General features: G+C 57.6%; 17 protein-coding genes. 13 read left to right on the top strand and 4 right to left on the bottom strand.

The features are described from left to right. The first annotated feature begins 3 nt into the window (after positions 1–3). The 5 genes from hscA (at position 4) to sseB (ending at position 4606) form a co-directional block, all read left to right on the top strand. Entirely contained in the window at positions 4–1854 is a 1851-nt protein-coding gene (gene hscA / locus HWQ15_RS02110; protein WP_063149213.1) for a Fe-S protein assembly chaperone HscA, read from the top strand. Position 1855: 1 nt separating this feature from the next. After that, positions 1856–2191 (top strand): ISC system 2Fe-2S type ferredoxin, encoded by a 336-nt coding sequence (gene fdx / locus HWQ15_RS02105; protein WP_003860652.1) that lies wholly within the window; start codon positions 1856–1858, stop codon positions 2189–2191. Between the two features lies 1 nt (position 2192). Further along, entirely contained in the window at positions 2193–2393 is a 201-nt protein-coding gene (iscX, locus tag HWQ15_RS02100) for a Fe-S cluster assembly protein IscX (protein ID WP_003860650.1), read from the top strand. A gap of 53 nt (positions 2394–2446) precedes the next feature. After that, on the top strand, positions 2447–3733 hold the full coding sequence (gene pepB / locus HWQ15_RS02095; protein ID WP_022649015.1) for an aminopeptidase PepB: 1287 nt from the start codon (positions 2447–2449) through the stop codon (positions 3731–3733). Between the two features lie 96 nt (positions 3734–3829). Further along, a complete protein-coding gene (sseB, locus tag HWQ15_RS02090) occupies positions 3830–4606 on the top strand; it encodes an enhanced serine sensitivity protein SseB (protein ID WP_176587372.1) in 777 nt (258 codons plus the stop codon). Positions 4607–4623: 17 nt separating this feature from the next. Here the strand turns inward: sseB and HWQ15_RS02085 are convergent, their stop codons facing one another. The 4 genes from HWQ15_RS02085 to HWQ15_RS02070 form a co-directional block, all read right to left on the bottom strand. Further along, on the bottom strand, positions 4624–5394 hold the full coding sequence (locus HWQ15_RS02085) for a MurR/RpiR family transcriptional regulator (protein ID WP_023306706.1): 771 nt from the start codon (positions 5392–5394) through the stop codon (positions 4624–4626). Continuing rightward, positions 5394–6239 carry a 3-mercaptopyruvate sulfurtransferase gene (sseA, locus tag HWQ15_RS02080; RefSeq protein ID WP_023300716.1) on the bottom strand — a complete coding sequence of 282 codons (846 nt, stop codon included), beginning with the start codon at positions 6237–6239 and terminating at the stop codon, positions 5394–5396. The genes HWQ15_RS02085 and sseA overlap by 1 nt, the downstream gene beginning before the upstream one ends. Positions 6240–6328: 89 nt before the next feature. Continuing rightward, a complete protein-coding gene (locus HWQ15_RS02075; protein WP_058646166.1) occupies positions 6329–7696 on the bottom strand; it encodes a 6-phospho-alpha-glucosidase in 1368 nt (455 codons plus the stop codon). Between the two features lie 12 nt (positions 7697–7708). After that, positions 7709–9253, bottom strand: a complete 1545-nt coding sequence (locus HWQ15_RS02070; protein WP_038416508.1) for a PTS transporter subunit EIIC — start codon at positions 9251–9253, stop codon at positions 7709–7711. A gap of 286 nt (positions 9254–9539) precedes the next feature. Here HWQ15_RS02070 and HWQ15_RS02065 point away from each other — a divergent pair, with 286 nt between their 5' ends. The 8 genes from HWQ15_RS02065 to HWQ15_RS02030 all read left to right on the top strand — a co-directional run bounded on the left by HWQ15_RS02065 (position 9540) and on the right by HWQ15_RS02030 (position 23431). Beyond that, positions 9540–14492 carry an alpha-2-macroglobulin gene (locus tag HWQ15_RS02065; RefSeq protein ID WP_063149214.1) on the top strand — a complete coding sequence of 1651 codons (4953 nt, stop codon included), beginning with the start codon at positions 9540–9542 and terminating at the stop codon, positions 14490–14492. Position 14493: 1 nt separating this feature from the next. Further along, the gene (gene pbpC / locus HWQ15_RS02060) at positions 14494–16821 is read left to right on the top strand and encodes a peptidoglycan glycosyltransferase PbpC (protein WP_063216253.1); all 2328 of its coding nucleotides are present in this window, start codon (positions 14494–14496) and stop codon (positions 16819–16821) included. An 88-nt stretch (positions 16822–16909) separates the two neighbouring features. Further along, positions 16910–19288 carry a DMSO/selenate family reductase complex A subunit gene (locus tag HWQ15_RS02055; RefSeq protein WP_063149216.1) on the top strand — a complete coding sequence of 793 codons (2379 nt, stop codon included), beginning with the start codon at positions 16910–16912 and terminating at the stop codon, positions 19286–19288. Next, complete coding sequence (locus HWQ15_RS02050) at positions 19285–19914, top strand: DMSO/selenate family reductase complex B subunit (RefSeq protein WP_022649006.1); 630 nt, start codon at positions 19285–19287, stop codon at positions 19912–19914. Before HWQ15_RS02055 ends, HWQ15_RS02050 begins: the two co-directional genes overlap by 4 nt. Beyond that, positions 19907–20686: a DmsC/YnfH family molybdoenzyme membrane anchor subunit gene (locus HWQ15_RS02045; protein ID WP_032623777.1), complete on the top strand. Its 780-nt coding sequence runs from the start codon at positions 19907–19909 to the stop codon at positions 20684–20686. The genes HWQ15_RS02050 and HWQ15_RS02045 overlap by 8 nt, the downstream gene beginning before the upstream one ends. After that, positions 20686–21561, top strand: a complete 876-nt coding sequence (locus HWQ15_RS02040; RefSeq protein WP_063216251.1) for a 4Fe-4S binding protein — start codon at positions 20686–20688, stop codon at positions 21559–21561. Before HWQ15_RS02045 ends, HWQ15_RS02040 begins: the two co-directional genes overlap by 1 nt. A 124-nt stretch (positions 21562–21685) precedes the next feature. Then, positions 21686–22117, top strand: coding sequence for a nucleoside-diphosphate kinase (gene ndk, locus HWQ15_RS02035; RefSeq protein ID WP_003860625.1), 432 nt, complete (start codon positions 21686–21688; stop codon positions 22115–22117). Between the two features lie 147 nt (positions 22118–22264). Then, on the top strand, positions 22265–23431 hold the full coding sequence (locus HWQ15_RS02030) for a bifunctional tRNA (adenosine(37)-C2)-methyltransferase TrmG/ribosomal RNA large subunit methyltransferase RlmN (protein ID WP_003860623.1): 1167 nt from the start codon (positions 22265–22267) through the stop codon (positions 23429–23431). Positions 23432–23462 lie beyond the last annotated feature (31 nt).

The following is a 23462-nucleotide window of genomic DNA, read 5'->3' as shown; positions in this document are numbered from 1 at the left end:
ATTATGGCCTTATTACAAATTAGTGAGCCAGGCTTAAGCGCCGCACCGCACCAGCGTCGTCTGGCGGTCGGTATTGACCTGGGCACCACCAATTCTCTCGTGGCGACCGTGCGTAGCGGCCAGGCGGAAACGCTGGCTGACGAGCAGGGCCGCCATCTGCTGCCTTCCGTGGTCCACTACCAGCAGCAGGGTCACGCTGTCGGCTTTGATGCCCGCGCCAATGCCGCGCGCGATCCGGCTAACACCATCAGCTCGGTTAAGCGCATGATGGGCCGCTCGCTGGCGGATATCCAGACCCGTTATCCGCATCTGCCGTACCAGTTACAGGCCAGCGAAAACGGCCTGCCGATGATTGCGACATCTGCCGGTCTGCTGAACCCGATTCGTGTTTCTGCTGACATCCTCAAAGCGCTGGCGGCGCGCGCGACGGCGACGCTCGGTGGCGATCTGGACGGCGTGGTAATCACCGTTCCGGCCTACTTTGACGATGCACAGCGTCAGGGCACCAAAGACGCCGCGCGTCTGGCGGGCCTGCACGTGCTGCGTCTGCTGAACGAACCGACAGCGGCAGCCATTGCCTACGGCCTCGATTCCGGTCAGGAAGGGGTGATTGCGGTTTACGATCTCGGCGGCGGGACGTTTGATATCTCTATCCTGCGCTTAAGCCGCGGTGTGTTCGAAGTGCTGGCCACCGGCGGGGATTCCGCGCTCGGCGGCGATGACTTCGACCATCTGCTGGCGGACTACATCCGCGAGCAGGCGGGCATCAGCGATCGCAGCGATGCGCGCGTCCAGCGTGAACTGCTGGATGCGGCCATCGACGCCAAAATCGCCCTGAGCGATGCGCAGTCCGTCAGCGTGAACGTCGCAGGCTGGCAGGGTGAGATCACCCGCGACCAGTTCAGCGAACTGATTGCGCCTCTGGTTAAGCGTACCCTACTGGCCTGCCGTCGCGCATTGAAAGATGCGGGCGTTGAGGCTAACGAGGTGCTGGAAGTGGTCATGGTTGGCGGCTCAACCCGCGTGCCGCTGGTACGTGAGCGCGTAGGGGAATTCTTTGGCCGCGCGCCGCTAACCTCTATCGACCCGGACAAAGTGGTTGCCGTGGGTGCCGCTATCCAGGCCGATATCCTGGTCGGCAACAAGCCGGACAGCGAAATGCTGCTGCTGGACGTCATCCCGCTGTCTCTGGGTTTAGAAACCATGGGCGGCCTGGTGGAGAAAGTTATTCCCCGTAACACCACCATTCCGGTGGCGCGCGCGCAGGAGTTTACGACCTTCAAAGACGGCCAGACCGCGATGTCCATCCACGTGATGCAGGGCGAGCGCGAGCTGGTGCAGGACTGCCGCTCTCTGGCGCGCTTTGCGCTGCGAGGAATTCCGGCGCTGCCGGCGGGCGGGGCGCATATTCGCGTCACCTTCCAGGTAGATGCGGACGGTCTGCTGAGCGTGACGGCGATGGAAAAATCCACCGGCGTGGAATCGTCTATCCAGGTGAAGCCGTCCTACGGCCTGACTGATGGCGAAATCGCCTCCATGATTCAGGACTCAATGAGCTACGCCGAGCAGGATGTGAAGGCGCGTATGCTGGCGGAACAAAAAGTGGAAGCCGCACGCGTGCTGGAGAGCCTGAACGGCGCGCTTGCTGCCGATGCCGCGCTGTTAAGCGCCGCTGAGCGCCAGGTGATTGACGAGGCTGCTGCGCGCTTAAGCGCCGTGGCCGAAGGCAATGACGCTGACGCAATAGAAGAAGCCATTAAAAACGTTGATAAACAAACCCAGGACTTCGCTGCTCGCCGCATGGACAAATCTGTCCGCGTCGCGCTGAAAGGCCAGTCCGTGGACGAGGTTTAATATGCCAAAGATTGTTATTTTGCCTCATGCGGACCTCTGTCCGGATGGCGCTGTTCTGGAAGCGAAGACCGGTGAAACCATTCTCGATGTAGCCCTGCGTGCAGGTATCGAAGTGGAACACGCCTGTGAAAAATCCTGTGCCTGCACCACCTGCCACTGCATCGTGCGTGAAGGTTTTGATTCTCTCGCCGAGAGCACCGAAGACGAAGACGACATGCTGGACAAAGCATGGGGTCTGGAGCCAGACAGCCGCTTAAGCTGCCAGGCCGCGGTGACCGATGAAGATCTGGTCGTGGAATTCCCACGCTACACCATCAACCACGCACGCGAGCATTAATATGGGACTGAAGTGGACAGACAGCCGTGAAATCGGCGAAGCGCTCTACGACGCGAACCCGGATCTCGATCCGAAGACCGTACGATTCACCGACATGCATCAGTGGATCTGCGATTTAGAGGATTTTGACGACGATCCAAACGCATCCAATGAAAAAATTCTGGAGGCGATTCTGTTAGTCTGGTTAGATGAAGCAGAGTAAATCACTTAACGGGCTGCCTTCAGGCGGCCCGTTTGCTAATAAGGACAAATAAAATGACCGAAGCGATGAAGATTACGCTCTCCACGCAGCCAGCCGACGCACGCTGGGGCGAGAAAGCCACCTGGAGCATCAATAACGACGGTATTACCCTGCACCTGACGGGTAACGATGATTTGGGCCTGATCCAGCGCGCCGCGCGTAAAATTGACGGCCTGGGCATTAAGCATGTCACTCTGGCTGGCGAAGGCTGGGACACAGACCGCAGCTGGGCTTTCTGGGCGGGTTACAAAGGCCCGAAAGGCACCCGTAAAATTGAGTGGGCGAACCTCGATGAAGCCGGTCAGAAAGAGCTGGAAAGCCGCCTGAAAATTATCGACTGGGTGCGCGACACCATCAACGCCCCGGCGGAAGAGTTGGGGCCTGAGCAGCTGGCGCAGCGCGCGGTTGACCTGCTGTGCGGCGTGGCGGACGACAAGATGTCCTACCGCATCACCAAAGGTGAAGACCTGCGCGAACAAAATTACATGGGTATCCACACCGTGGGTCGTGGCTCCGAGCGTCCTCCGGTCCTGCTGGCGCTGGATTACAACCCAACCGGCGATAAAGAAGCGCCGGTCTTTGCCTGTCTGGTCGGGAAAGGTATCACCTTCGATACCGGCGGTTACAGCCTGAAGCAGAGCGCGTTCATGGATTCCATGAAGTCCGACATGGGCGGCGCGGCGACCATTACCGGCGCGCTGGCGTTCGCCATCACCCGTGGTCTGAACAAGCGCGTGAAGCTCTACCTGTGCTGCGCGGATAACATGGTGAGTGGCAACGCCTTCAAGCTGGGCGACATCATTCGCTACCGCAACGGTAAAAATGTTGAGGTGATGAACACCGATGCCGAAGGCCGTCTGGTGCTGGCCGATGGCCTGATCGACGCCTCTGCGCAGAAGCCGGAGCTGATTATCGACATGGCGACCCTGACCGGCGCGGCGAAAACTGCCCTTGGCAACGATTACCATGCGCTGTTCAGCTTCGACGACAAGCTGGCCGCTCGCCTGCTGGCCAGCGCGGCGGCGGAAAACGAGCCGTTCTGGCGTCTGCCGCTGGCCGAGTTCCACCGCAGCCAGCTGCCGTCTAACTTCGCCGAGCTGAACAACACCGCGAGCGCGGCGTACCCGGCGGGAGCCAGCACAGCAGCAGGCTTCCTGTCTCACTTCGTTGAGAACTACCATGAAGGCTGGCTGCACATTGACTGCTCCGCAACCTACCGTAAAGCGGCGGTTGAGCAGTGGTCAGCAGGCGCAACCGGTCTGGGTGTGCGTACCGTGGCGAACCTGCTGACGGCTGAGTGATCTTTTTTGCCGGGTGGCGCTACGCTTACCCGGCCTACAAAACCCGTAGGCCCGTGCAAGCGTAGCGCCGCCGGGCAATTGTGAAGTAGCCAAACTATGTCAGAAACCAAAAACGAATTAGAAACCCTGCTGGAGCAGGCGGCGACCGAGCCCGCCCACCGTCCGGCCTTTTTCCGCACGCTGCTGGAATCCACCGTCTGGGTGCCGGGCACCGCCGCGGAAGGGGAGCAGGTTGTCGAAGACAGCGCCCTGGATCTGCTGCACTGGGAGAAAGACGACGGCACGTCGGTGATCCCGTTCTTTACCTCGCTCGAGGCTTTGCAGGAAGCGGTAGAAGACGAACAGGCGTTCGTGGTGATGCCGGTGCGCACGCTGTTCGAAATGACCCTGGGGCAGACGCTGTTCCTCAACGCCAAACTGCCGACCGGGAAAGAGTTCACTCCACGTGAAATCAGCCATCTGATTGGTGACGAGGGCAACCCGCTCAGCACCCAGGAGGTGCTGGAAGGGGGCGAAACGCTGCTACTGTCTGAAGTGGCCGAGCCGCCCGCGCAGATGATTGACTCCCTGACCACGCTGTTTAAAACCATCAAGCCGGTAAAACGCGCGTTCCTCTGCTCCATCAAAGAGAGCGCTGACGAAAAGCCTGTTCTGCTGATTGGAATTGAGGCCGATGGCGATATCGACGAGATCATCCAGGCGGCGGGAAGCGTGGCGACCGACACCCTGCCGGGCGATGAGCCGATTGATATCTGTCAGGTGAAGAAAGGTGAGCAGGGCATCAGCCACTTTATTACCGAGCACATCACCCCGTTCTACGAGCGTCGCTGGGGCGGCTTCCTGCGCGATCACAAGACCAACCGCATTATCTGATTACGGCGGGGTGACCTTCACCCCGTTGCTTCCAGCAACAGTAAATCCATCAGCAGCACCAGATTCGACTCAAACGACGTCACCCCTGCGGCTTCGGCGGCGAAATGTACCGCTTCGTCATAGAGGGCAAAATGCACGTCGGCCATACCTGCCAGCGTATTGGCCGACGCGCGGGTAAACGCGACAATCGTCATGCCGACGTTTTTGGCGATCCGCGCTTTATCCAGCACCTGCTCCGTTTCGCCGCTGCGCGAAACGGCAATAAATACCTGATAGCGTGCGGCGTTGCTGAGAAAAATATTCCGGCTGTCCCCCGGTCCGGAGATGAACGCGGTTTTTCCCAGCACCTGCAACTTCTTGGTCAGGTACTCGGCAAAAAGATATGAAAACCCGGCACCGTAGAGAAAGAAGCTCTCTTTCTGGCGCAGCAGGCTGGCAAACTGCTGGCGTTTGTCCTGGGTAACCCACTGGAAGGTCTGCTGATAGTTGGCAATAAACCGGGCAAAAAGCGCGGGCATTTCTGCATGTTGCGCAGACTGTACGGTGATATGCGGCGTGTCAGAAAGCAGCTGCTTGCAGTGCCAGATAAACTCGCTAAATCCGCTGAAGCCCAGCTTCTGGCACAGCCGCATAATCGTCGCGGTGGAAACAAATGTCGCCAGCGCCAGCTCGCGCACCGTGATATTGCCCACCAGCAGCGGATGCTCAGTGAGGTGGGCGAGGACGCGATACTCCGCGCGGGTCAGTGACGACCCGCGTGTTAACAGCGTTGCCAGGCGGTTATCCATTATTTCGCCGGTTCTACCGGCAGATCGTCCCGTGCACCCCATTCACTCCAGGCGCCGTCATACAGCGTCACGTCATTCGCGCCAAGGGTTGCCAGCGCCAGGATCACCACGCAGGCCGTCACGCCGGAGCCGCAGCTGGCAATAACCGGACGATGCAAATCCACGCCCTGACGTTCAAAAATGGCACGCAATTCATCGGTGGTTTTCAGCTCGCCTTCAAACACCAGATCGCCCCACGGCACGTTCAGCGCCCCCGGGATATGTCCGCGCTTCAGCCCCGGACGCGGTTCATCCGCTTCAGCGTTGAAGCGTGGAGCGGGACGGGCATCGACGATTTGGGCCGTGTTTTCGTGGCTCACCACCAGAACGTCGGTCAGGCGTTTCACCACGTGTGCGTCGAACGTGGCATCGAATTCGCCTTCCGGCAGCGTCACGTCGCCCTGCTGAAGCGGCAGCTCGTCGCGCTTCCAGCCCGCAAGCCCGCCCGCCAGAATCGACACTTTTTCCACGCCGAAGTTTTTGAGCATCCACCACGCCCGCGGGGCGGAGAAGAGGTTACCCTCATCGTAAACAACGAGGTGTTTGTCTTTGCTGATGCCGAGCTCGCGCATCGCCACGGAAAACGCTTCCGGACGAGGCAGCATGTGCGGCAGGGGAGAGGTGTGATCGGAGAGGGCTTCGATATCGAAAAAAACCGCGCCAGGCAGGTGCCCTGCGCGATATTCAGCGGGAACGTCACGATGCTCCTGGCCCGGAGGGGCCATGCGCGCGTCGATAATCTGAACTTCCGGGTCGTCGCCGTGCTCAATCAGCCAGTCGGCGGCGACAAAATATGAGGTGGACATGGTTGCCTCCATTCTTTTCCGTAAAAAAGGATTGTCGGTGTTTTTTCTGACACCGACAAGTTAACCACGTTCAACTCGCGAGCAAGCCCCTATTTTTTCACCGTTTCACCGTCCTGCCATGCCTTTTGCAGCGCTGGCCAGTAGTCGCGGTTGGCTTCGATCATCTCATCCAGAATCGCTTTCGCGTGCTCCATGGTCGGCACGGTGCGGTTCAGGGTAAACGCCTGCAACGCTTTCTCGTAGCTGCCTTCGATGGTTGCCTCCACCAGCAGCTGTTCAGAAGCGAGCTGCTGTTGCAGGAGCGTCTGGTGGAACAACGGCACCTGACCCACGCGGACAGGCTCCGGCCCTTCGGAGGTGATATAGGCAGGTACTTCCACCACCGCATCGTACGGCAGATTGGTAATCGCCCCGCGGTTTTCCACCATCACCAGATGACGTTGGCGCAGGTTGAATGCCAGCGAGCAGGCGACATCGACGATAAATTCGCCGTGAACACCTACGTGGAAGGCGTCCGGTAAGATCCCGCTGCGCTGGTACTCTTCGGCGGCGGCAAACAGCTTTTTCTCACGTCCGTTCATCACTTCGTTGGCACGGGTATAGTCCGGGTTCTGATGCTCCACAATCTGGTTCGGCATCAGGTAGTACTGTAGATACGGGTTCGGCAGGTACTCCGGGAAGTTATCCATAATCGGCTTGATGTTGCGCCAGGTTTTCACCCATGACGGATCCGAGTGCTGCGGGTCGGTTTTGGCCGCGTCTTCCGTCAGCAGGCCAAACTTCGCGATATGTTTACGCAGCTCCGGCAGCTTGTCCTCGCCGTCCACCAGCACGCGGGTAAACCAGCCGAAGTGGTTGAGGCCAAAATAGTCCACCTCCAGTTTATGACGGTCCACGCCCAGAATGGCGCCCATATTGCGCATCGCGGCGACAGGCATATCACAGATGTTCAGCACGCGTGCGTTGGGGCGCAGGCGACGCACGCCCTCAGCGACGATCGCCGCCGGGTTGGAGTAGTTCACGATCCACGCTTTCTCGTGCGCGTAGCGTTCCACCCGATCGATCAGCTCTACCATCGGCAGGATCGTACGCAGGCCATATGCCAGCCCGCCGGGTCCGCAGGTTTCCTGACCGACCACTCCGTGGCGCAGCGGAATTTTTTCATCCTGCTCGCGCATTTTGTACTGTCCGACGCGCATCTGAGCAAAAACAAAATGCGCGCCGCTAAAGGCCACCTCCGGATCGCTGGTGACGGTGAATTTGATGCTCTGGCTGTGGTCGCGAATGACCTTTTCCACCACGGGCGCAATGGTGTTCTGGCGCGCCTCGTCGATGTCATACAGGCGAATCTCTGCCAGGGGGAAATCGTGCAGGCGTACCATCAGGCTTTTCACTATACCTGGCGTGTAGGTGCTGCCGCCGCCGGCAATCGACAGAATGAATGGGGGTGTTAACATCTTTAGCTCCTTTCAGAGAAACGTCTCAACGGCTTCTCGCATTTTTTTGACATGCAGCCCGTAGACCACCTGAACGTTGTTACCTTGTTTGATAATCCCTTTCGCGCCGGTCGCTTTCAGGCGCGGTTCGTCGATGATGGCGACGTCCTTCACCGTGACGCGTAAGCGGGTGTAGCAGTTATCAACCACCTGAATGTTTTCCCGACCGCCCAGACCGACGACGATCGATTCGCCCAGACCGTCGTTATTTCCCTTCGCCTGGTATTCCTGTTTGCTGTAGAGGCGCGTCTCCCGATCGTCATCTTCACGACCGGGCGTTTTCATGTTGAAACGCAGGATCAGGAAGCGGAACACCACGAAATAAAGGGCGAACATGATCAGCCCGACCACGATGTACATGGGCCAGTTGGACTTTTCCGTGCCGAGCGGCAGGTTGTAGAGGATAAAATCGATAATTCCGTTGGCGCCGATGGCGTGAACGCCAAACAGGGTGAACAGCATCATGCCAATGCCGGTCAGCACCGCATGCACCACGAACAACAGCGGGGCGACAAACAGGAAAGAGAACTCGATCGGCTCGGTTACGCCGACCAGCAGCGAGGTCAGCGCCGCCGGGATCAGAATGGCTTTCGCAATCGCTTTACGCTCTGGCTTCGCGGTCATGTACATCGCCAGCGCGGCGGCGGGAAGGCCGAACATCTTGCTGATGCCGCGAGCATCCCACACCACGGTGCTGCTGAGCTGCTTCACGTCCGGGCAGGCCATCTCGGCGAAGTAGATATTGCGCGCGCCCTGGTAAGCCGTACCGCACACCTCCTGCGTACCGCCCAGTTCGGTATACAGGAACGGCGTATAGACCAGATGATGCAGGCCCGTCGGCACCAGAATGCGTTCAAGGAAACCGTAGATCGCCACCCCAAACGGACCGGACCCTTTGATCGCCAGCGCCAGGGCGCTTATTCCATGCTGTGCGTACGGCCAGAGTTCGCTCATGACCACGCCGAGCAGCATAGAGACTGGCAACATCACAATCGCGACAAAGCAGTGGCCGGAGTATATCGCCATCGCGCCGTTAAACTGGACACCGGAATATTTGTTGTACAGATAACCGGAGAGCGCCCCGGTCAGGATCCCGGCGAAAACGCCCATCTCCAGCACCTGTACGCCCAGAACCATGCTTTGTCCGGCGGCTTTCATCTGCTCTGCAGGGGCCAGTTCTCCCTGAAGCTGTAACGTCACGTTCATGGCATTGATAAACACGATAAAAGTCACCAGCCCAATCAGCGCCGCGTAGCCTTTGTCTCGGGTTGCCAGGCCAATGGGGATCCCGACGGCAAACACCAGCGCCAGGTTGACCAGCACCGACACGGCAGATTTGGCGATCAGCTGGCCGACACTCTGGATCAGCGGATGGCCGAGAAACGGCAGGTACTCGGCCAGATTGCCGTTACCCAGCACATTCCCAAAAGCGATAAACAGACCGACGATGGGTAAGATAAGTACAGGTCCGTAAAGTGATTTTCCGAAATTTTGTAAGGCGTTCACGGCTCGTTTCATGGCTTTCTCTCTTATTGAACCGCGCACTCGGGGTGCGTCATGGTCTTAAAACTAGCAGGCATGATGCGAGCTTATCCAGCTATCTTCTTGTTTTAAAAACAAATGACGCGAAAGGTAACATGTTACGTTACGCTGTGTGATCGCGGTTCCACCCTCGCATGCGAGCGCGATGCCATTCTGCGAGGCGCTTTCCAGATTATAAAATTGGACTTTTTGTATTAACGAAACTTGCGGATAATACTTATCCGGACGACGACCAACAGGCCCCTCAGGCCAGGGACATAGGATGAAACCGTTTCGCTTAGCTGCGATCTCTCTCGCGCTGCTCACCACCTTTACGCTTGCCGGCTGTGATAACAGCGATGACAAACCTCAGGCCGCTGCCCCCGCAGCGTCTACCACATCAGAACAGAAAACCCCGGCAAAACCGGATCCTGAAAAGCTGGCTGAGCTGGCCGCGCAGAGTCAGGGTAAGGCGTTGACGCTGCTGGATGCCTCTGAAGTGCAACTCGACGGTGCTGCGACACTGGTTCTGACCTTCTCTGTACCGCTGGATCCCAGCCAGGATTTTGCGAAAACGGTGCATGTGGTGGATAAAAAAAGTGGCAAAGTGGACGGCGCCTGGGAACTGGCCCCCAATCTGAAAGAGCTGCGCCTGCGCCATCTGGAGCCGAATCGTAATCTGGTCGTCACCGTCGAGCGTAATTTGCTGGCGCTGAACAAAGCGACATTCGGCATTGACTATGAAAAAGCGATCACCACCCGGGATGTTGAACCGACGGTCGGATTCGCCAGCCGCGGATCGCTGCTGCCGGGTAAAGTGGTGGAAGGGTTGCCGGTGATGGCGCTCAACGTCAACAATGTGGACGTGAACTTCTACCGCGTTAAGCCGGAGTCGCTGGCCTCGTTTGTCAGCCAGTGGGAGTACCGTAACTCGCTGACCAACTGGGAATCTGACAACCTGCTGAAGATGGCGGAACTGGTCTACACCGGCCGTTTCGACCTCAACCCGGCGCGCAACACGCGTGAAAAACTGCTCCTGCCGCTCAAAGATATTAAGCCGCTCCAGCAGTCTGGCGTCTATATCGCCGTGATGAATCAGGCTGGTCACTATAACTACAGTAACGCCGCGACGCTCTTTACCTTAAGTGATATTGGGCTGTCCGCTCACCGTTATCATAACCGCCTGGACATCTTCACCCAGAGTCTTGAAAACGGTGCGGCGCAGTCAGGCGTGACCATTACCCTTCTGAACGATAAAGGACAGACCCTGGCCGAGGCGAACAGCGACGCCGATGGTCATGCGAAACTGGAAACCGATAAAGAAGCCGCGCTGATCCTGGCCAGTAAAGATGGCCAGACCACGCTTCTTGACCTCAAACTTCCGGCGCTGGATCTGGCGGAGTTTGATATCGCCGGTAACCCGGGTTACAGCAAACAGTTCTTTATGTTTGGCCCGCGCGATCTCTATCGTCCGGGTGAAACGGTGATCCTTAACGGCCTGCTTCGCGACAGCGATGGCAAACCGCTTCCCGAGCAGCCGGTAAAACTTGACGTGCTGCGTCCGGACGGCCAGGTAGCGCGTACGGTCGTTGTGCAACCTGAGAACGGCCTTTATCGCTTCAACTATTCGCTTGATAGCGGCGCCCAGACCGGCATGTGGCATATTCGCGCGAATACGGGGGATAACCAGCAGCGCATGTGGGATTTCCACGTCGAAGATTTTATGCCTGAGCGTATGGCGCTGAATCTGACCGGGCAAAAAACGCCGATTTCCCCGCAGGAGGATGTGGACTTTAACGTTGTGGGCTATTACCTGTATGGCGCGCCGGCTAACGGTAATTCTCTGCAAGGCCAGCTTTTCCTGCGTCCGCTACGTGACGCGGTGCCTGCACTGCCTGGCTTCCAGTTCGGTGATATTGCCGAGGAGAACCTGAGCCGCAGCCTGGATGAAGTGCAGCTTACGCTGGACGAACAGGGGCGCGGACAGGTTACCACCGAAAGCCAGTGGAAAGAGGTGCACTCGCCGCTGCAACTGATTTTGCAGGCCAGCCTGCTGGAATCAGGCGGGCGTCCGGTAACGCGACGCGCCGAGCAGGCTATCTGGCCTGCGGCTGAACTTCCGGGGATCCGCCCACAGTTCGCCAGCAAGGCCGTGTACGACTACCGCACCGATACCACCGTCAACCAGCCGATTGTCGACGAGAACGGCAACGCCAGCTTTGACATCGTCTATGCCGATGCCAGCGGGGCGAAAAAAGCGGTATCTGGTCTGCAGGTGCGTCTGGTCCGTGAGCGTCGCGACTACTTCTGGAACTGGTCCGAGAGCGAGGGCTGGCAGTCTCAGTTTGATCAAAAAGATCTGGTTGAGGGCGAGCAGGAACTTAACCTCAAGGCCGATGAAACCGGTAAAGTCACCTTCCCGGTGGAGTGGGGCTCATACCGTCTGGAAGTGAAAGCCCCTGATAGCATGGTCAGCAGCGTGCGCTTCTGGGCGGGGTACAGCTGGCAGGATAACAGCGATGGCACGGGTGCTGCACGCCCGGATCGTGTGACGCTGAAACTGGACAAGCCATCCTATCAGCCAGGCGATACCATCAACCTGCATATTGCAGCGCCGGCCGCAGGCAAGGGCTATGCAATGATCGAATCCAGCGAAGGGCCACTGTGGTGGAAAGAGATCGACGTACCGGTTAACGGTCTGGATCTCGCCATTCCGGTGGATAAGGCCTGGAAACGTCACGATCTCTACCTCAGCACGCTGGTGGTTCGTCCTGGCGATAAATCTAAGTCCGCCACGCCAAAACGCGCGGTTGGTCTGCTGCATCTGCCAATGGGGGACGAAAATCGTCGCCTGAGCATCGCACTTGATAACCCACAAAAAATGCGTCCGAACCAGACGCTTTCTGTGAAAGTGAAAGCCAGCGTAAAAGAGGGGGCTGTGCCACAGAAGGTGAACGTGCTGGTCTCGGCTGTTGATAGCGGCGTGCTGAACATTACCGACTACGTCACGCCGGATCCGTGGGAAGCTTTCTTCGGTCAGAAGCGCTATGGCGCGGACATCTATGATGTTTACGGCCAGGTGATTGAAGGTCAGGGACGTTTGGCCGCACTGCGCTTTGGCGGAGACGGCGATGAACTGAAACGCGGCGGTAAGCCACCGGTGAACCATGTCACCATTATTGCTCAGCAGGCGCAGCCGGTTAGGCTTGATGCCAACGGTGAAGGCACCATCACGCTGCCGATTGGCGATTTTAACGGCGAACTGCGTCTGATGGCGCAGGCCTGGACGGAAGATGATTTCGGCAGCAGCGAAAGCAAAATCATTGTGGCGGCTCCGATTATCACCGAGCTTAACACGCCGCGATTCCTCGCAAGTGGCGATACCTCTCGCCTGACGCTGGACCTGACCAACCTTACTGACCAGCCGCAAACCCTGAACATTGCGTTAACCGCAACCGGTAAGGTGTCGCTCGAAGGTGCTCAGCCAGAGCCGGTTAAGCTGCCGCCTGGCGCACGTAGCACTCTGTTTATTCCGGTGCGCGCGCTGGAAGGCTATGGCGATGGTGAAGTAACTGCTCAGGTGACGGGGCTTCAGCTCCCTGGTGAGACGTTTGCGCCGCAGCAGAAGAGCTGGAAAATTGGTGTACGCCCCGCATTCCCGGCGCAAACGGTGAATACGGGCACGATGCTGAACCCTGGCGAATCCTGGAGCGCGCCAGCACAGCATATCGACGGTTTCTCGCCTGCCACGCTACAGGGACAGCTGTTGCTCAGCGGTAAACCACCTTTGAACCTGGCGCGCTACATTCGTGAACTTCAGGCCTATCCATACGGATGTCTTGAGCAGACCACCAGCGGCCTGTTCCCGTCCCTCTACACCAACGCGGCACAGCTTACGGCGTTGGGCATTAAAGGCGACACCGACGATAAACGCCGTGCGGCCATTGATATCGGCATCTCCCGTCTGCTGCAAATGCAGCGTGACGATGGCGGTTTTGCCTTGTGGGATAAAAACGGCCCGGAAGAGTACTGGCTTACCGCATACGTCACGGACTTCCTGGTGCGGGCAGGGGAGCAGGGTTACAGCGTGCCTGCCGAGGCGGTGAATAACGCCAACAGCCGACTGCTGCGCTATTTACAGGATCCGGGGATGATGTCCATCCGCTACAGCGACGACACCCAGGCCAGCAAATTTGCTGTCCAGGCGTATGCTTCGCTGGTGCTGGCTCGTCAGCAAAAAGCGCCGCTCGGTGCACTGCGTGAAATCTGGGAGCGTCACGCTCAGGCCGCTTCCGGGCTTCCGTTGATGCAGCTGGGCATGGCACTCAAACTGATGGGGGATACACCGCGCAGCCAGCAGGCGCTGGATCTGGCTCTCAAAACACCCCGTAACGACAGCCGAAACTGGATGGCGGATTACGGCAGCCAGCTGCGTGATAATGCCCTGATGCTCTCCCTGCTGGAAGAGTACAAGCTGCTGCCGGATGCGCAAAACAGGCTGTTGAACGCGTTATCTGAAGACGCGTTCAGCCAGCGCTGGCTGTCAACCCAGGAGAGCAATGCGCTGTTCCTGGCTGGACGTTCACTGCAAACCTTGTCAGGCGCGTGGCAGGCAACGACCACCCTCTCTGAACAGACCCAGAGCAGTGATAAAGCGCAGGTAGAAAACCTGAACGGCGACCAGCCTGGTGCCTTGCAGGTGACGAATACCGGCACGACGCCGCTGTGGGTACGACTGGACACTACTGGCTATCCGGAGTATGCGCCCCAGCCATCTTCTCACGTCTTGCAGATTGAACGTCATATCCTGGCGACAGACGGCAGCAGCAAGTCGCTCTCTTCACTTAAGAGCGGTGAGCTGGTTCTGGTGTGGCTGGAAGTGAAGGCAAGCCAGAACGTACCGGATGCGCTGGTGGTGGATCTGCTCCCGGCAGGTCTGGAGCTGGAAAACCAGAATCTGGCGAGCAGCAGCGCCAGCTTGCAGGACAGCGGCAGTGAAGTGCAAAACCTGCTGAATCAGATGCAACAGTCTGATATTCAGCACATGGAATTCCGCGACGATCGCTTTGTGGCCGCCGTGCCGGTCAATGAAGGTCAGCCGGTCACGCTGGTTTACCTGGCCCGCGCCGTTACGCCAGGAACCTATCAGGTGCCTGTTCCGATGGTCGAGTCCATGTACGTTCCGCAGTGGCGAGCAACGGGGTCGGCCAGTGGCCCGCTGATCGTTGTTCCGTAAGATGCAGATAGCACGCCTGATTCGCTCCCGCTGGCTGTGGCTTGCGGGAGCGCTTCTCTTTTTAGGGGGGCTGATTGTCGCCGCTGACCGCGTGTGGCCGTTGCCCCTGAAAGAGGTCAACCCTGCGCGAGTGGTGGTGGATGAGCAGGGTGTTCCGTTGTGGCGTTTTGCCGACAGCGAAGGCATCTGGCGCTATCCGGTTACCATTGAAGAGGTTTCCCCACGCTATCTTGAGGCGCTGATCCAGTATGAAGATCGCTGGTTCTGGGATCACCCTGGCGTCAATCCGCTTTCTGTACTGCGTGCCGCCTGGCAGGATCTCACCGCCGGGAGAGTGGTTTCTGGCGGGAGCACGCTTACCATGCAGGTGGCACGCCTGCTGGATCCGCATCCGCGTACCTTTGGCGGTAAAATTCGTCAGCTGTGGCGGGCGATGCAGCTGGAGTGGCATCTCTCCAAGCGTGAAATCCTGACGCTGTATCTCAACCGTGCCCCGTTTGGCGGCACGTTGCAGGGCGTGGGCGCGGCAAGCTGGACTTATCTTGGCAAACCGCCGTCTCAGCTGAGCTATTCCGACGCGGCGTTGCTGGCTGTACTGCCCCAGGCACCCAGCCGTCTGCGCCCCGACCGCTGGCCGGAACGTGCCGAAGCGGCGCGGAACAAAGTGCTCGACCGCATGCTGACTCAGGGCGTCTGGTCTGAGAAGCAGGTGAAAGAGTCCCGTGAAGAGCCGGTCTGGCTGGCCCCCCGGCAGATGCCGCAGCTGGCGCCGCTCTTTTCCCGCATGATGTTGAGTAAAAGCCGCGACACAAAAATAGTCACCACGCTGGATGCAGCTTTGCAACGACAGCTTGAAGAGCTGGCAATGAACTGGAAATCGCGCCTGCCTGCCCGCAGTTCACTGGCGATGATCGTCGTGGATCATACATCCATGAAAGTGCGTGGCTGGGTAGGCTCGGTAGATATCAATGATGACAGTCGCTTTAGTCACGTGGATATGGTCAATGCGATCCGATCGCCGGGATCGGTCCTCAAGCCATTCATCTATGGCATGGCGCTGGACGATGGCCTGATCCATCCCGCTTCGTTATTACAGGATGTTCCAAGAAAAACGGGGGATTATCGCCCCGGCAACTTTGACAGCGGTTTCCATGGGCCGGTCAGCATGAGCGAAGCCCTGGTGCGTTCCCTCAACCTGCCTGCGGTGCAGGTGCTGGAAGCGTACGGCCCAAAACGTTTTGCAGGCATGCTGAGCAACGCGGGATTACCGCTCATACTCCCTGCGGGTGCGCAGCCCAACCTCTCCCTGATCCTGGGGGGCGCAGGGGCACGCCTGGCTGATATCGCTGCCGCCTACAGTGCCTTTGCGCGGCAGGGGCAGGCGGGCCGGTTGCGTTTACAGCCGGGCGATCCGCTGATCGAACGTCCGCTGCTGTCGCAGGGGGCGGCGTGGATCATTCGTCGCATTCTCGCCAGTGAAGCACAGCCCCTGCCGGACAGTGCGCTGCCCCAGGTTGCGCCGCTGGCGTGGAAAACGGGCACCAGCTATGGCTACCGGGATGCCTGGGCCATCGGGCTGAACGCCCGGTATGTCATTGGAATCTGGACCGGACGTCCGGACGGCACGCCCGTTGCCGGGCAGTTTGGTTTCGCCAGCGCAGTTCCGCTCCTGAATCAGGTCAATAACATGCTTCAGTCCCGCTCGATGGTGGATGAAGCCCGTCTGCGGCGCGATCCGCGTCCTGCAAGCGTAGGACGGGGCGTGATTTGCTGGCCGGGGGGCCAGTCCCTGCCTGAAGGGAACGAAAACTGTCGGCGTCGGCTGTCAACCTGGCTGCTGGAAGGCAGTGAACCGCCTACGCTGCTGCTGCCGGAACAAGAGGGTATTCGCGGGATCCGTTTCCCGGTCTGGCTGGATAAAGAAGGCAAACGCGTCGCAGCGGATTGTCCTGATGCGACAGAAAAAGTGCTGGATGTCTGGCCGCTGCCGCTGGAGCCCTGGCTGCCTGCTGCCGAAAAACGGGCTGCTCGTCTCCCCGCCCGTTCAGCGATTTGCCCTCCGCTGGATAACCATAATGCGGCGCCGCTGATGTTGTCAGGCGTCAGAGAAGGGGCGGTAATTAAACGTCTTCCGGGTGAGAAAAACATGACCCTGTTCGTTTCAACCAGCGGCGGGGAGGGGCAACGATGGTGGTTTTTGAATGGAGAACCGCTGGACGGACATCAGAAGAATTATTCATTGCAATTATATTTACCGGGTAAATATCAGTTAGTTGTATTAGATGAAACCGGACAAACGGCGACGGTCAATTTTGAGTTAGATCGCTAAGTGTTACTCCTCAAGAGTTAGCTTGATAATTATCAATATCCGTTCCTGAAAAAAAACGAGAATGCGTTTTTATTTTAAGGAACGAGCAATGGAAAAAAATAAACATCAGGGAGAGGGGACTATTCCCGCCATATCCCGGCGTCAGTTTATTCAGGCAGGATCGGCGCTCGCCGCTCTGCCTTTTGTCGTCAAAACCGGCAAAGTACAGGCACAGGGCGCGGCGGTTTCAGACACTACGCCTGAAGAAAAAGTGGTGCAAACCTGTAGTACGTTTGACTGCGGCGGCAAGTGTGATATTCGTGCTCACGTCAGTGAGGGCGTTGTGACCCGAATTTCTACGCGTCCGGATAACGCGTTGGATCCGCAAATGCCCGTAATGCGCGCCTGCGTGCGTGGCCGGGCTTATCGGAAATTTGTTTACCATCCCGATCGGCTGAAATACCCAATGAAACGTGTAGGGAAACGTGGCGAAGGAAAATTCGAGCGTATTACCTGGGATGAAGCCACCACCCTTATTGCGAATCAATTAAAAACTATTACGCAAAAATACGGTGCGGCTTCACGCTATGTTCATGTGGGCACCGCTGTGTCCGGCGGGACTTTTTCCGGCGATAAAATGGTTCGTCGTCTGCTCAACTTAACTGGCGGCTATCTCGAAAGCTATCACTCGGTCAGTATGGGTAACACGGCGGCAGCAACGCCGTATACCTATGGCACCGCTGCCAGCGGCAGCTCTCTTGACACGCTGCTGGACACCAAACTGGTCATCCTCTGGGGACATAACCCGACGGAAACGATCTTTGGTCACAGCAACCACTTCTACCAGAAGATGAAGCAAAACGGCACTCGCTTTATTGTTGTCGACCCTCGCTATTCCGATACGGTTTCCTCCCTGGCCGATCAGTGGATCCCGCTGCTTCCCACCACGGACAACGCCCTGATGGACGCGATGATGTATGTGATCGTCACGGAGAACCTGCACGATCGCGACTTTATTCAGCGCTACACCCTGGGCTTTGACGAAGACACTATGCCAGAAGGCGTTCCGGCCAATGAATCCCTGATGGCTTACCTGAGCGGCGCAAAAGATGGCGTGGCGAAAACGCCCGAGTGGGCAGAGAAAATCACCCACGTGCCTGCACAAACAATTCGGCAACTGGCGCGCGAGTACGCAACCACCAAACCCGCTGCGCTGATCCAGGGCTGGGGACCGCAGCGTCATAACTGCGGCGAGCGCACCGCGCGCGGCTCGACGTTGCTGGCTACGCTCACGGGTAACGTCGGGGTGAAAGGCGGTTGGGCAGCAGGCTATGGCGGCTGCGCAAACCGGAAATTTGCCGCCGGGCCAGAGATGCCGGACAACCCGGTCAAAGCCAAAATATCGGTGATGAACTGGGTGCAGGCCGCCGACGATGCCTCTCAGGTCACCGCGGACGTCGGCCTGAAGGATGCCGAAAAGCTGGACAGCAATATCCGCATCCTGTTCTCGCTGGCGGGAAATTATCTGGCTAACCAGAACCCGGATCTTCATCAGGCAACCCGTGTCCTGGAAGACGAGTCGAAAATCGAGTTTATCGTCGCAAGCGATCTGTTTATGACGCCGAGCGCCCGATACGCCGACCTTCTTTTGCCGGAAACCAGCTTTATGGAACGCTGGAATATCGGCGAAACCTGGGGCACGGCAAGCTATCTGATCCTGTCAGAAAAGCTCATTGAACCTGAATTTGAACGCCGTTCAGACTACGACTGGCTGCGGGAGGTCGCCGCTAAGCTTGGCGTCGAACCCGCGTTCAGTGAAGGGCGTGACGAAAAAGCGTGGATTGAGCACATCTGGGAGCAGACGCGTCTTTCCATGCCTAACGAAAACCTGCCGGACTTCGCGACGCTACAGAAGACGCGTCAGCACCTTTTCAAAAGCGCGCCGTTCGTCGCCTTTGAAGACAACATTCGCGATCCGCAGAATCATCCGTTCCCGACGCCGTCCGGAAAAATTGAGATCTTCTCGAAGCGTCTGTACGACATGCATCACCCGGAAATTCCGGCGCTGTCGCACTACGTGCCTGCCCATGAAGGGCCGGAAGACGCGCTGGCGAAACGCTTCCCGCTCCAGCTGATTACATGGAAAGGAAAAAACCGCGCTAACTCCACCCAGTACGCCAACCCGTGGTTAATTGAGGCGCAGCAGCAAAAGCTGTGGATCAACCCGCAGGATGCGCAAAATCGCGGCATTGCGCAGGGAGATACCGTGCGTATTCATAACGCGCGCGGCATTTGCGAGATCCCGGCGGAGGTCACGCCGCGCATCATTCCAGGCGTTGTGGCCATGCAGGCAGGTGCCTGGTGGCAGCCGGACGAGCAGGGTATTGATAAGGGCGGCTGCGCGAACGTGCTCAGTTCCGCACGTATTACCGCGCTTGCGAAAGGGAATTCCCATCAAACCATGCTGGTGGAGGTAGCTAAAGCATGAGTCAGTTTAAACATTACGCACCGGTAAGCGACAAACAGCTGGGTTTTTATATCGACTCTTCTCGCTGCTCGGGCTGCAAAGCATGTCAGGTAGCGTGCAAAGATAAAAACAACCTTGAGGTCGGACGTCGTTTCCGTCGCGTGTACGAAGTTAATGGCGGGAGCTTTATCCCGACCGGGCAGGGCGGCGTCAGCAATAACGTTTTTGCCTACACGCTCTCTATCTCCTGTAACCACTGTGCCGACCCAATCTGCACCAAAAACTGTCCGACCACCGCGATGCATAAGCGTCCGGGGGACGGTATTGTGCGCGTAGATACTGATAAGTGCGTCGGCTGCGGCTACTGCGCGTGGTCATGCCCTTACGGCGCGCCACAGCTCAACGAGCAGACCGGGCAGATGTCCAAATGTGATTTCTGCGTGGATCTACAGGCGAAGGGGGAACAGCCTGTCTGTGTGGCAACCTGTCCTCTCGAAGCGATTAAATTCGGGCCGATTGATGAACTGCGGGCGAAGTATGGTGCGGTCTGTGATGTGAAAGGCTTGCCTGATTCCTCCATCACCAAACCGAACCTGGTGATCAAAGCGCATCAGGGCGCAGAGAAAGAGGGGAAACGTCATGCATGAGTTACCGCTGCTGATTTTTACGCTGTTCCTGCAAGGATCGGTTGGCGTTACGCTGTGGCTGGCCTTCGGAAGCACGCAACGCAGCGTGCTGCTGCCGGCTGCCGGAGCGTTTGTGCTGGCCAGCCTCGGTCTGCTCGCCTCCGCGTTGCACATGGGCTATCCACTTAATGCGTTCAACGCGCTGCGTCACGTATCCAGCTCCTGGCTGAGCCGTGAGATTATCTTTGCCAGTCTTTATCTTGCGGCACTTGGCCTCGCAACGCTGCTGATGTTTGTCAAAAAACCAGGCTGGAAGCCGCTGTTGGTTGTGGCAGGTCTTGTCGGGCTGGTGGATGTGTTCTGCATGGCGCAGATCTACATGCATGCATCCGTGGTGACGTGGCATCACATTAATACCCTGGTGCTGTTTATCGGTTCGGTGGGAATTATCGGTTCAGCCTGCATGGCCGTTGGGGCACGTTCCCAGACTCGCGTGCGAACGGCGATTGTCATTATCACGCTGCTGGTGATTGCACGTCTGGTGATGCAGCCCGTCTGGCTGGCAGATATTACGGCTATGGACAACACCGTTGTGACGTTCCCACACGCACCGTTACAAATGCTGGAGCAACTGCGAACCGTGCATCTGCTGAGCTGGTGCGTTTCCGTTGCGGGTATGCTGTGCTTTGCTGCGGGCGGCTTAAAAGCGGCGCGAGGCACAATGCTGTTGGGCAGTGCCTTGCTAATTGTGGGTGAGCTGATGCTGCGCTTTGTTTTCTTCAGTATTGGCTGATGGGCGGATTAACCTTTGCCCCGGCGATGGACGTGACGCATGCGTGCGTCCGTCGCCGTTTTCGCCACTCTTCCTGCTGCGCCTGCGCGGACGTCTGTCCCGTACAGGCTTTTTCTTTTACCGACACCGGCGTCTCGGTTGATGACAGCCGCTGTATTGAATGCGGTGACTGCCTGTTTGTCTGCCCCGCTGAAGCCATCACCGGCATCACGCCGCGAAAACGTTTTCTGTGTGGCGATACGCTTGTTGGGCCTTTTACTGACCGTGCGCCAGGGGTGAATGAGCTTCTGCTGTGGCACGCGCAGCACCACGTTCGTTTTATCAGTATCGACGCGGAGCAGAATCCTGACTGGTTGCTGGCGATTGCCCGGCTGAATCTGGCGCTTCGTCGACGTGGTGAAGCAGCGTGGGCGTTTAAACATATACCCGTCAACGAGGTAAATACCGCCCGGCGTGCGCTGATGCACGTTCCCCGTGAGGATGTCCGGGTCTGTTGCGTCGTGCCCGGTCAGCGTGAGCTGCGCAGGGCGTTTTCTGCGTTTAGCGAGGCAGAGATAACTCTCGATACCGAATCCTGCGTACTCTGCGGCGCGTGCTGGCGGAGTTGTACGGAAAACGCGATTCGGTTTGAGAACGCTGAACTGGTCGTGGAAACCGGACGCTGTACGGGGTGTGGCGGCTGCGAAGCGGTATGCCAGCATGCGGCGATAAACGTGACGCAAACAGACGGGACAGCGAAAAGCGTGACCATACCGGCATATGAAGCCGTTTGTTTGACGTGCCACCGTCATTTCTGGTCATTTAGTTCTGATGAAAAGCAGTGTCCGCTCTGTTTTCACCATCAGTACGGCATGCGAAATACGAGCTGTTGCTAATCTTCGTCTCATTTTAAAAAAATGTTATGCATAACCATAGGCAATGGCGCTATTGCTCTTTATAATCCGCGCCACACCATACTCAGGTATGCAAAAACAACAGAACATTTTACAGAGGTTATCAATGGCTATTGAACGTACTTTTTCCATCATCAAACCAAACGCGGTGGCAAAAAACGTTATTGGCAGCATCTTCGCTCGCTTTGAATCAGCAGGGTTTAAGATCGTTGGCACCAAAATGCTGCACCTGACCGTTGAACAGGCTCGCGGTTTCTACGCTGAGCACGAAGGTCGCCCATTCTTTGACGGTCTGGTCGAGTTCATGACTTCTGGCCCAATCGTGGTATCCGTACTGGAAGGCGAAAACGCGGTACAGCGTCACCGCGATCTGCTGGGTGCAACCAACCCGGACAACGCGCTGGCAGGTACTCTGCGCGCTGACTACGCAGACAGCTTCACCGAGAACGGCACCCACGGTTCCGACTCTGTTGAATCTGCTGCTCGCGAAATCGCATTCTTCTTTGCAGAAGGCGAAGTGTGCCCGCGCACTCGCTAATAATTTCGTAAATGCCGCGTGCAAACGTGGCATCCCTGCGCCAGACTTTGTACAATGCAACGCCCCGGACGAGCAGACTGCTTACCGGGGCGTTTCTTTTCAACCCACCAAGGGCCACAACGTGTAACAACGAGGCCGGAAAAAATTATGTCTGAATTAGTGAATACCTCCGAAGTCGCCATTCCTGCGGTTCCCAATAAAAATGGAAAAATTAACCTGCTGGACCTGAACCGTCAGCAGATGCGCGAGTTCTTTAAAGAGATGGGCGAGAAGCCGTTTCGTGCCGATCAGGTCATGAAATGGATGTACCACTATTGCAGCGACAACTTTGATGACATGACGGACATCAACAAAGTGCTGCGCAATAAGCTTAAAGAAGTGGCGGAAATCCGCGCACCGGAAGTGGTGGAAGAGCAGCGCTCTTCAGATGGCACTATCAAGTGGGCCATTGCCGTTGGCGATCAGCGCGTTGAAACCGTGTATATCCCGGAAGACGATCGCGCCACGCTGTGCGTCTCTTCTCAGGTGGGCTGTGCGCTGGAGTGCAAATTCTGCTCTACGGCGCAGCAGGGCTTTAACCGTAACCTGCGCGTGTCGGAAATTATCGGCCAGGTCTGGCGTGCGGCGAAAATTGTGGGCGCGGCGAAAGTCACCGGTACACGTCCAATCACCAACGTGGTGATGATGGGGATGGGTGAACCGCTGCTCAACCTGACCAACGTCGTTCCGGCGATGGAAATCATGCTCGACGATTTCGGCTTTGGTCTGTCCAAGCGCCGCGTTACGCTCTCTACTTCCGGCGTTGTGCCTGCGCTGGACAAACTGGGCGACATGATTGACGTTGCGCTGGCCATCTCCCTTCACGCGCCAAACGACGCCATCCGTGACGAAATTGTTCCGATCAACAAAAAGTACAATATCGAAACCTTCCTGGCTGGCGTGCGCCGTTACCTGGAGAAATCGAATGCTAACCAGGGCCGCGTGACCATTGAATACGTGATGCTGGATCATGTTAACGACGGTACCGAGCATGCACATGAGCTGGCTGAACTGCTGAAAGATACGCCATGTAAGATCAACCTGATCCCATGGAACCCGTTCCCGGGCGCGCCGTATGGCCGTAGCTCGAACAGCCGTATCGATCGCTTCTCAAAAGTGCTGATGGAGTATGGTTTCACCACCATCGTACGTAAAACGCGTGGCGACGATATCGACGCAGCCTGTGGTCAGCTGGCGGGTGACGTTATTGACCGCACGAAACGTACGCTGCGTAAGCGTATGCAGGGTGAGTCAATCGCGGTTAAAACCGTTTGATTATTATGCAGACACGGCGCATTTTTTGCGC

Source organism: Enterobacter sp. DSM 30060, from assembly GCF_013375955.1.
GTDB classification, from domain to species: domain Bacteria; phylum Pseudomonadota; class Gammaproteobacteria; order Enterobacterales; family Enterobacteriaceae; genus Enterobacter; species Enterobacter intestinihominis.
This window is presented reverse-complemented; position numbering and strand designations above follow the sequence as displayed.

Bases quoted from the DNA above. Each gene is read 5' to 3' on its own strand.
- pepB (WP_022649015.1), top strand. From the start codon at position 2,447: ATGACCGAAGCGATGAAGATTACGCTCTCCACGCAGCCAGCCGACGCA.
- HWQ15_RS02075 (WP_058646166.1), bottom strand. From the start codon at position 7,696: ATGTTAACACCCCCATTCATTCTGTCGATTGCCGGCGGCGGCAGCACC.
- HWQ15_RS02045 (WP_032623777.1), top strand. From the start codon at position 19,907: ATGCATGAGTTACCGCTGCTGATTTTTACGCTGTTCCTGCAAGGATCG.
- HWQ15_RS02040 (WP_063216251.1), top strand. From the start codon at position 20,686: ATGGGCGGATTAACCTTTGCCCCGGCGATGGACGTGACGCATGCGTGC.
- HWQ15_RS02050 (WP_022649006.1), top strand. From the start codon at position 19,285: ATGAGTCAGTTTAAACATTACGCACCGGTAAGCGACAAACAGCTGGGT.
- ndk (WP_003860625.1), top strand. From the start codon at position 21,686: ATGGCTATTGAACGTACTTTTTCCATCATCAAACCAAACGCGGTGGCA.
- hscA (WP_063149213.1), top strand. From the start codon at position 4: ATGGCCTTATTACAAATTAGTGAGCCAGGCTTAAGCGCCGCACCGCAC.
- sseB (WP_176587372.1), top strand. From the start codon at position 3,830: ATGTCAGAAACCAAAAACGAATTAGAAACCCTGCTGGAGCAGGCGGCG.
- pbpC (WP_063216253.1), top strand. From the start codon at position 14,494: ATGCAGATAGCACGCCTGATTCGCTCCCGCTGGCTGTGGCTTGCGGGA.
- HWQ15_RS02030 (WP_003860623.1), top strand. From the start codon at position 22,265: ATGTCTGAATTAGTGAATACCTCCGAAGTCGCCATTCCTGCGGTTCCC.
- HWQ15_RS02070 (WP_038416508.1), bottom strand. From the start codon at position 9,253: ATGAAACGAGCCGTGAACGCCTTACAAAATTTCGGAAAATCACTTTAC.
- sseA (WP_023300716.1), bottom strand. From the start codon at position 6,239: ATGTCCACCTCATATTTTGTCGCCGCCGACTGGCTGATTGAGCACGGC.
- fdx (WP_003860652.1), top strand. From the start codon at position 1,856: ATGCCAAAGATTGTTATTTTGCCTCATGCGGACCTCTGTCCGGATGGC.
- HWQ15_RS02055 (WP_063149216.1), top strand. From the start codon at position 16,910: ATGGAAAAAAATAAACATCAGGGAGAGGGGACTATTCCCGCCATATCC.
- HWQ15_RS02085 (WP_023306706.1), bottom strand. From the start codon at position 5,394: ATGGATAACCGCCTGGCAACGCTGTTAACACGCGGGTCGTCACTGACC.
- HWQ15_RS02065 (WP_063149214.1), top strand. From the start codon at position 9,540: ATGAAACCGTTTCGCTTAGCTGCGATCTCTCTCGCGCTGCTCACCACC.
- iscX (WP_003860650.1), top strand. From the start codon at position 2,193: ATGGGACTGAAGTGGACAGACAGCCGTGAAATCGGCGAAGCGCTCTAC.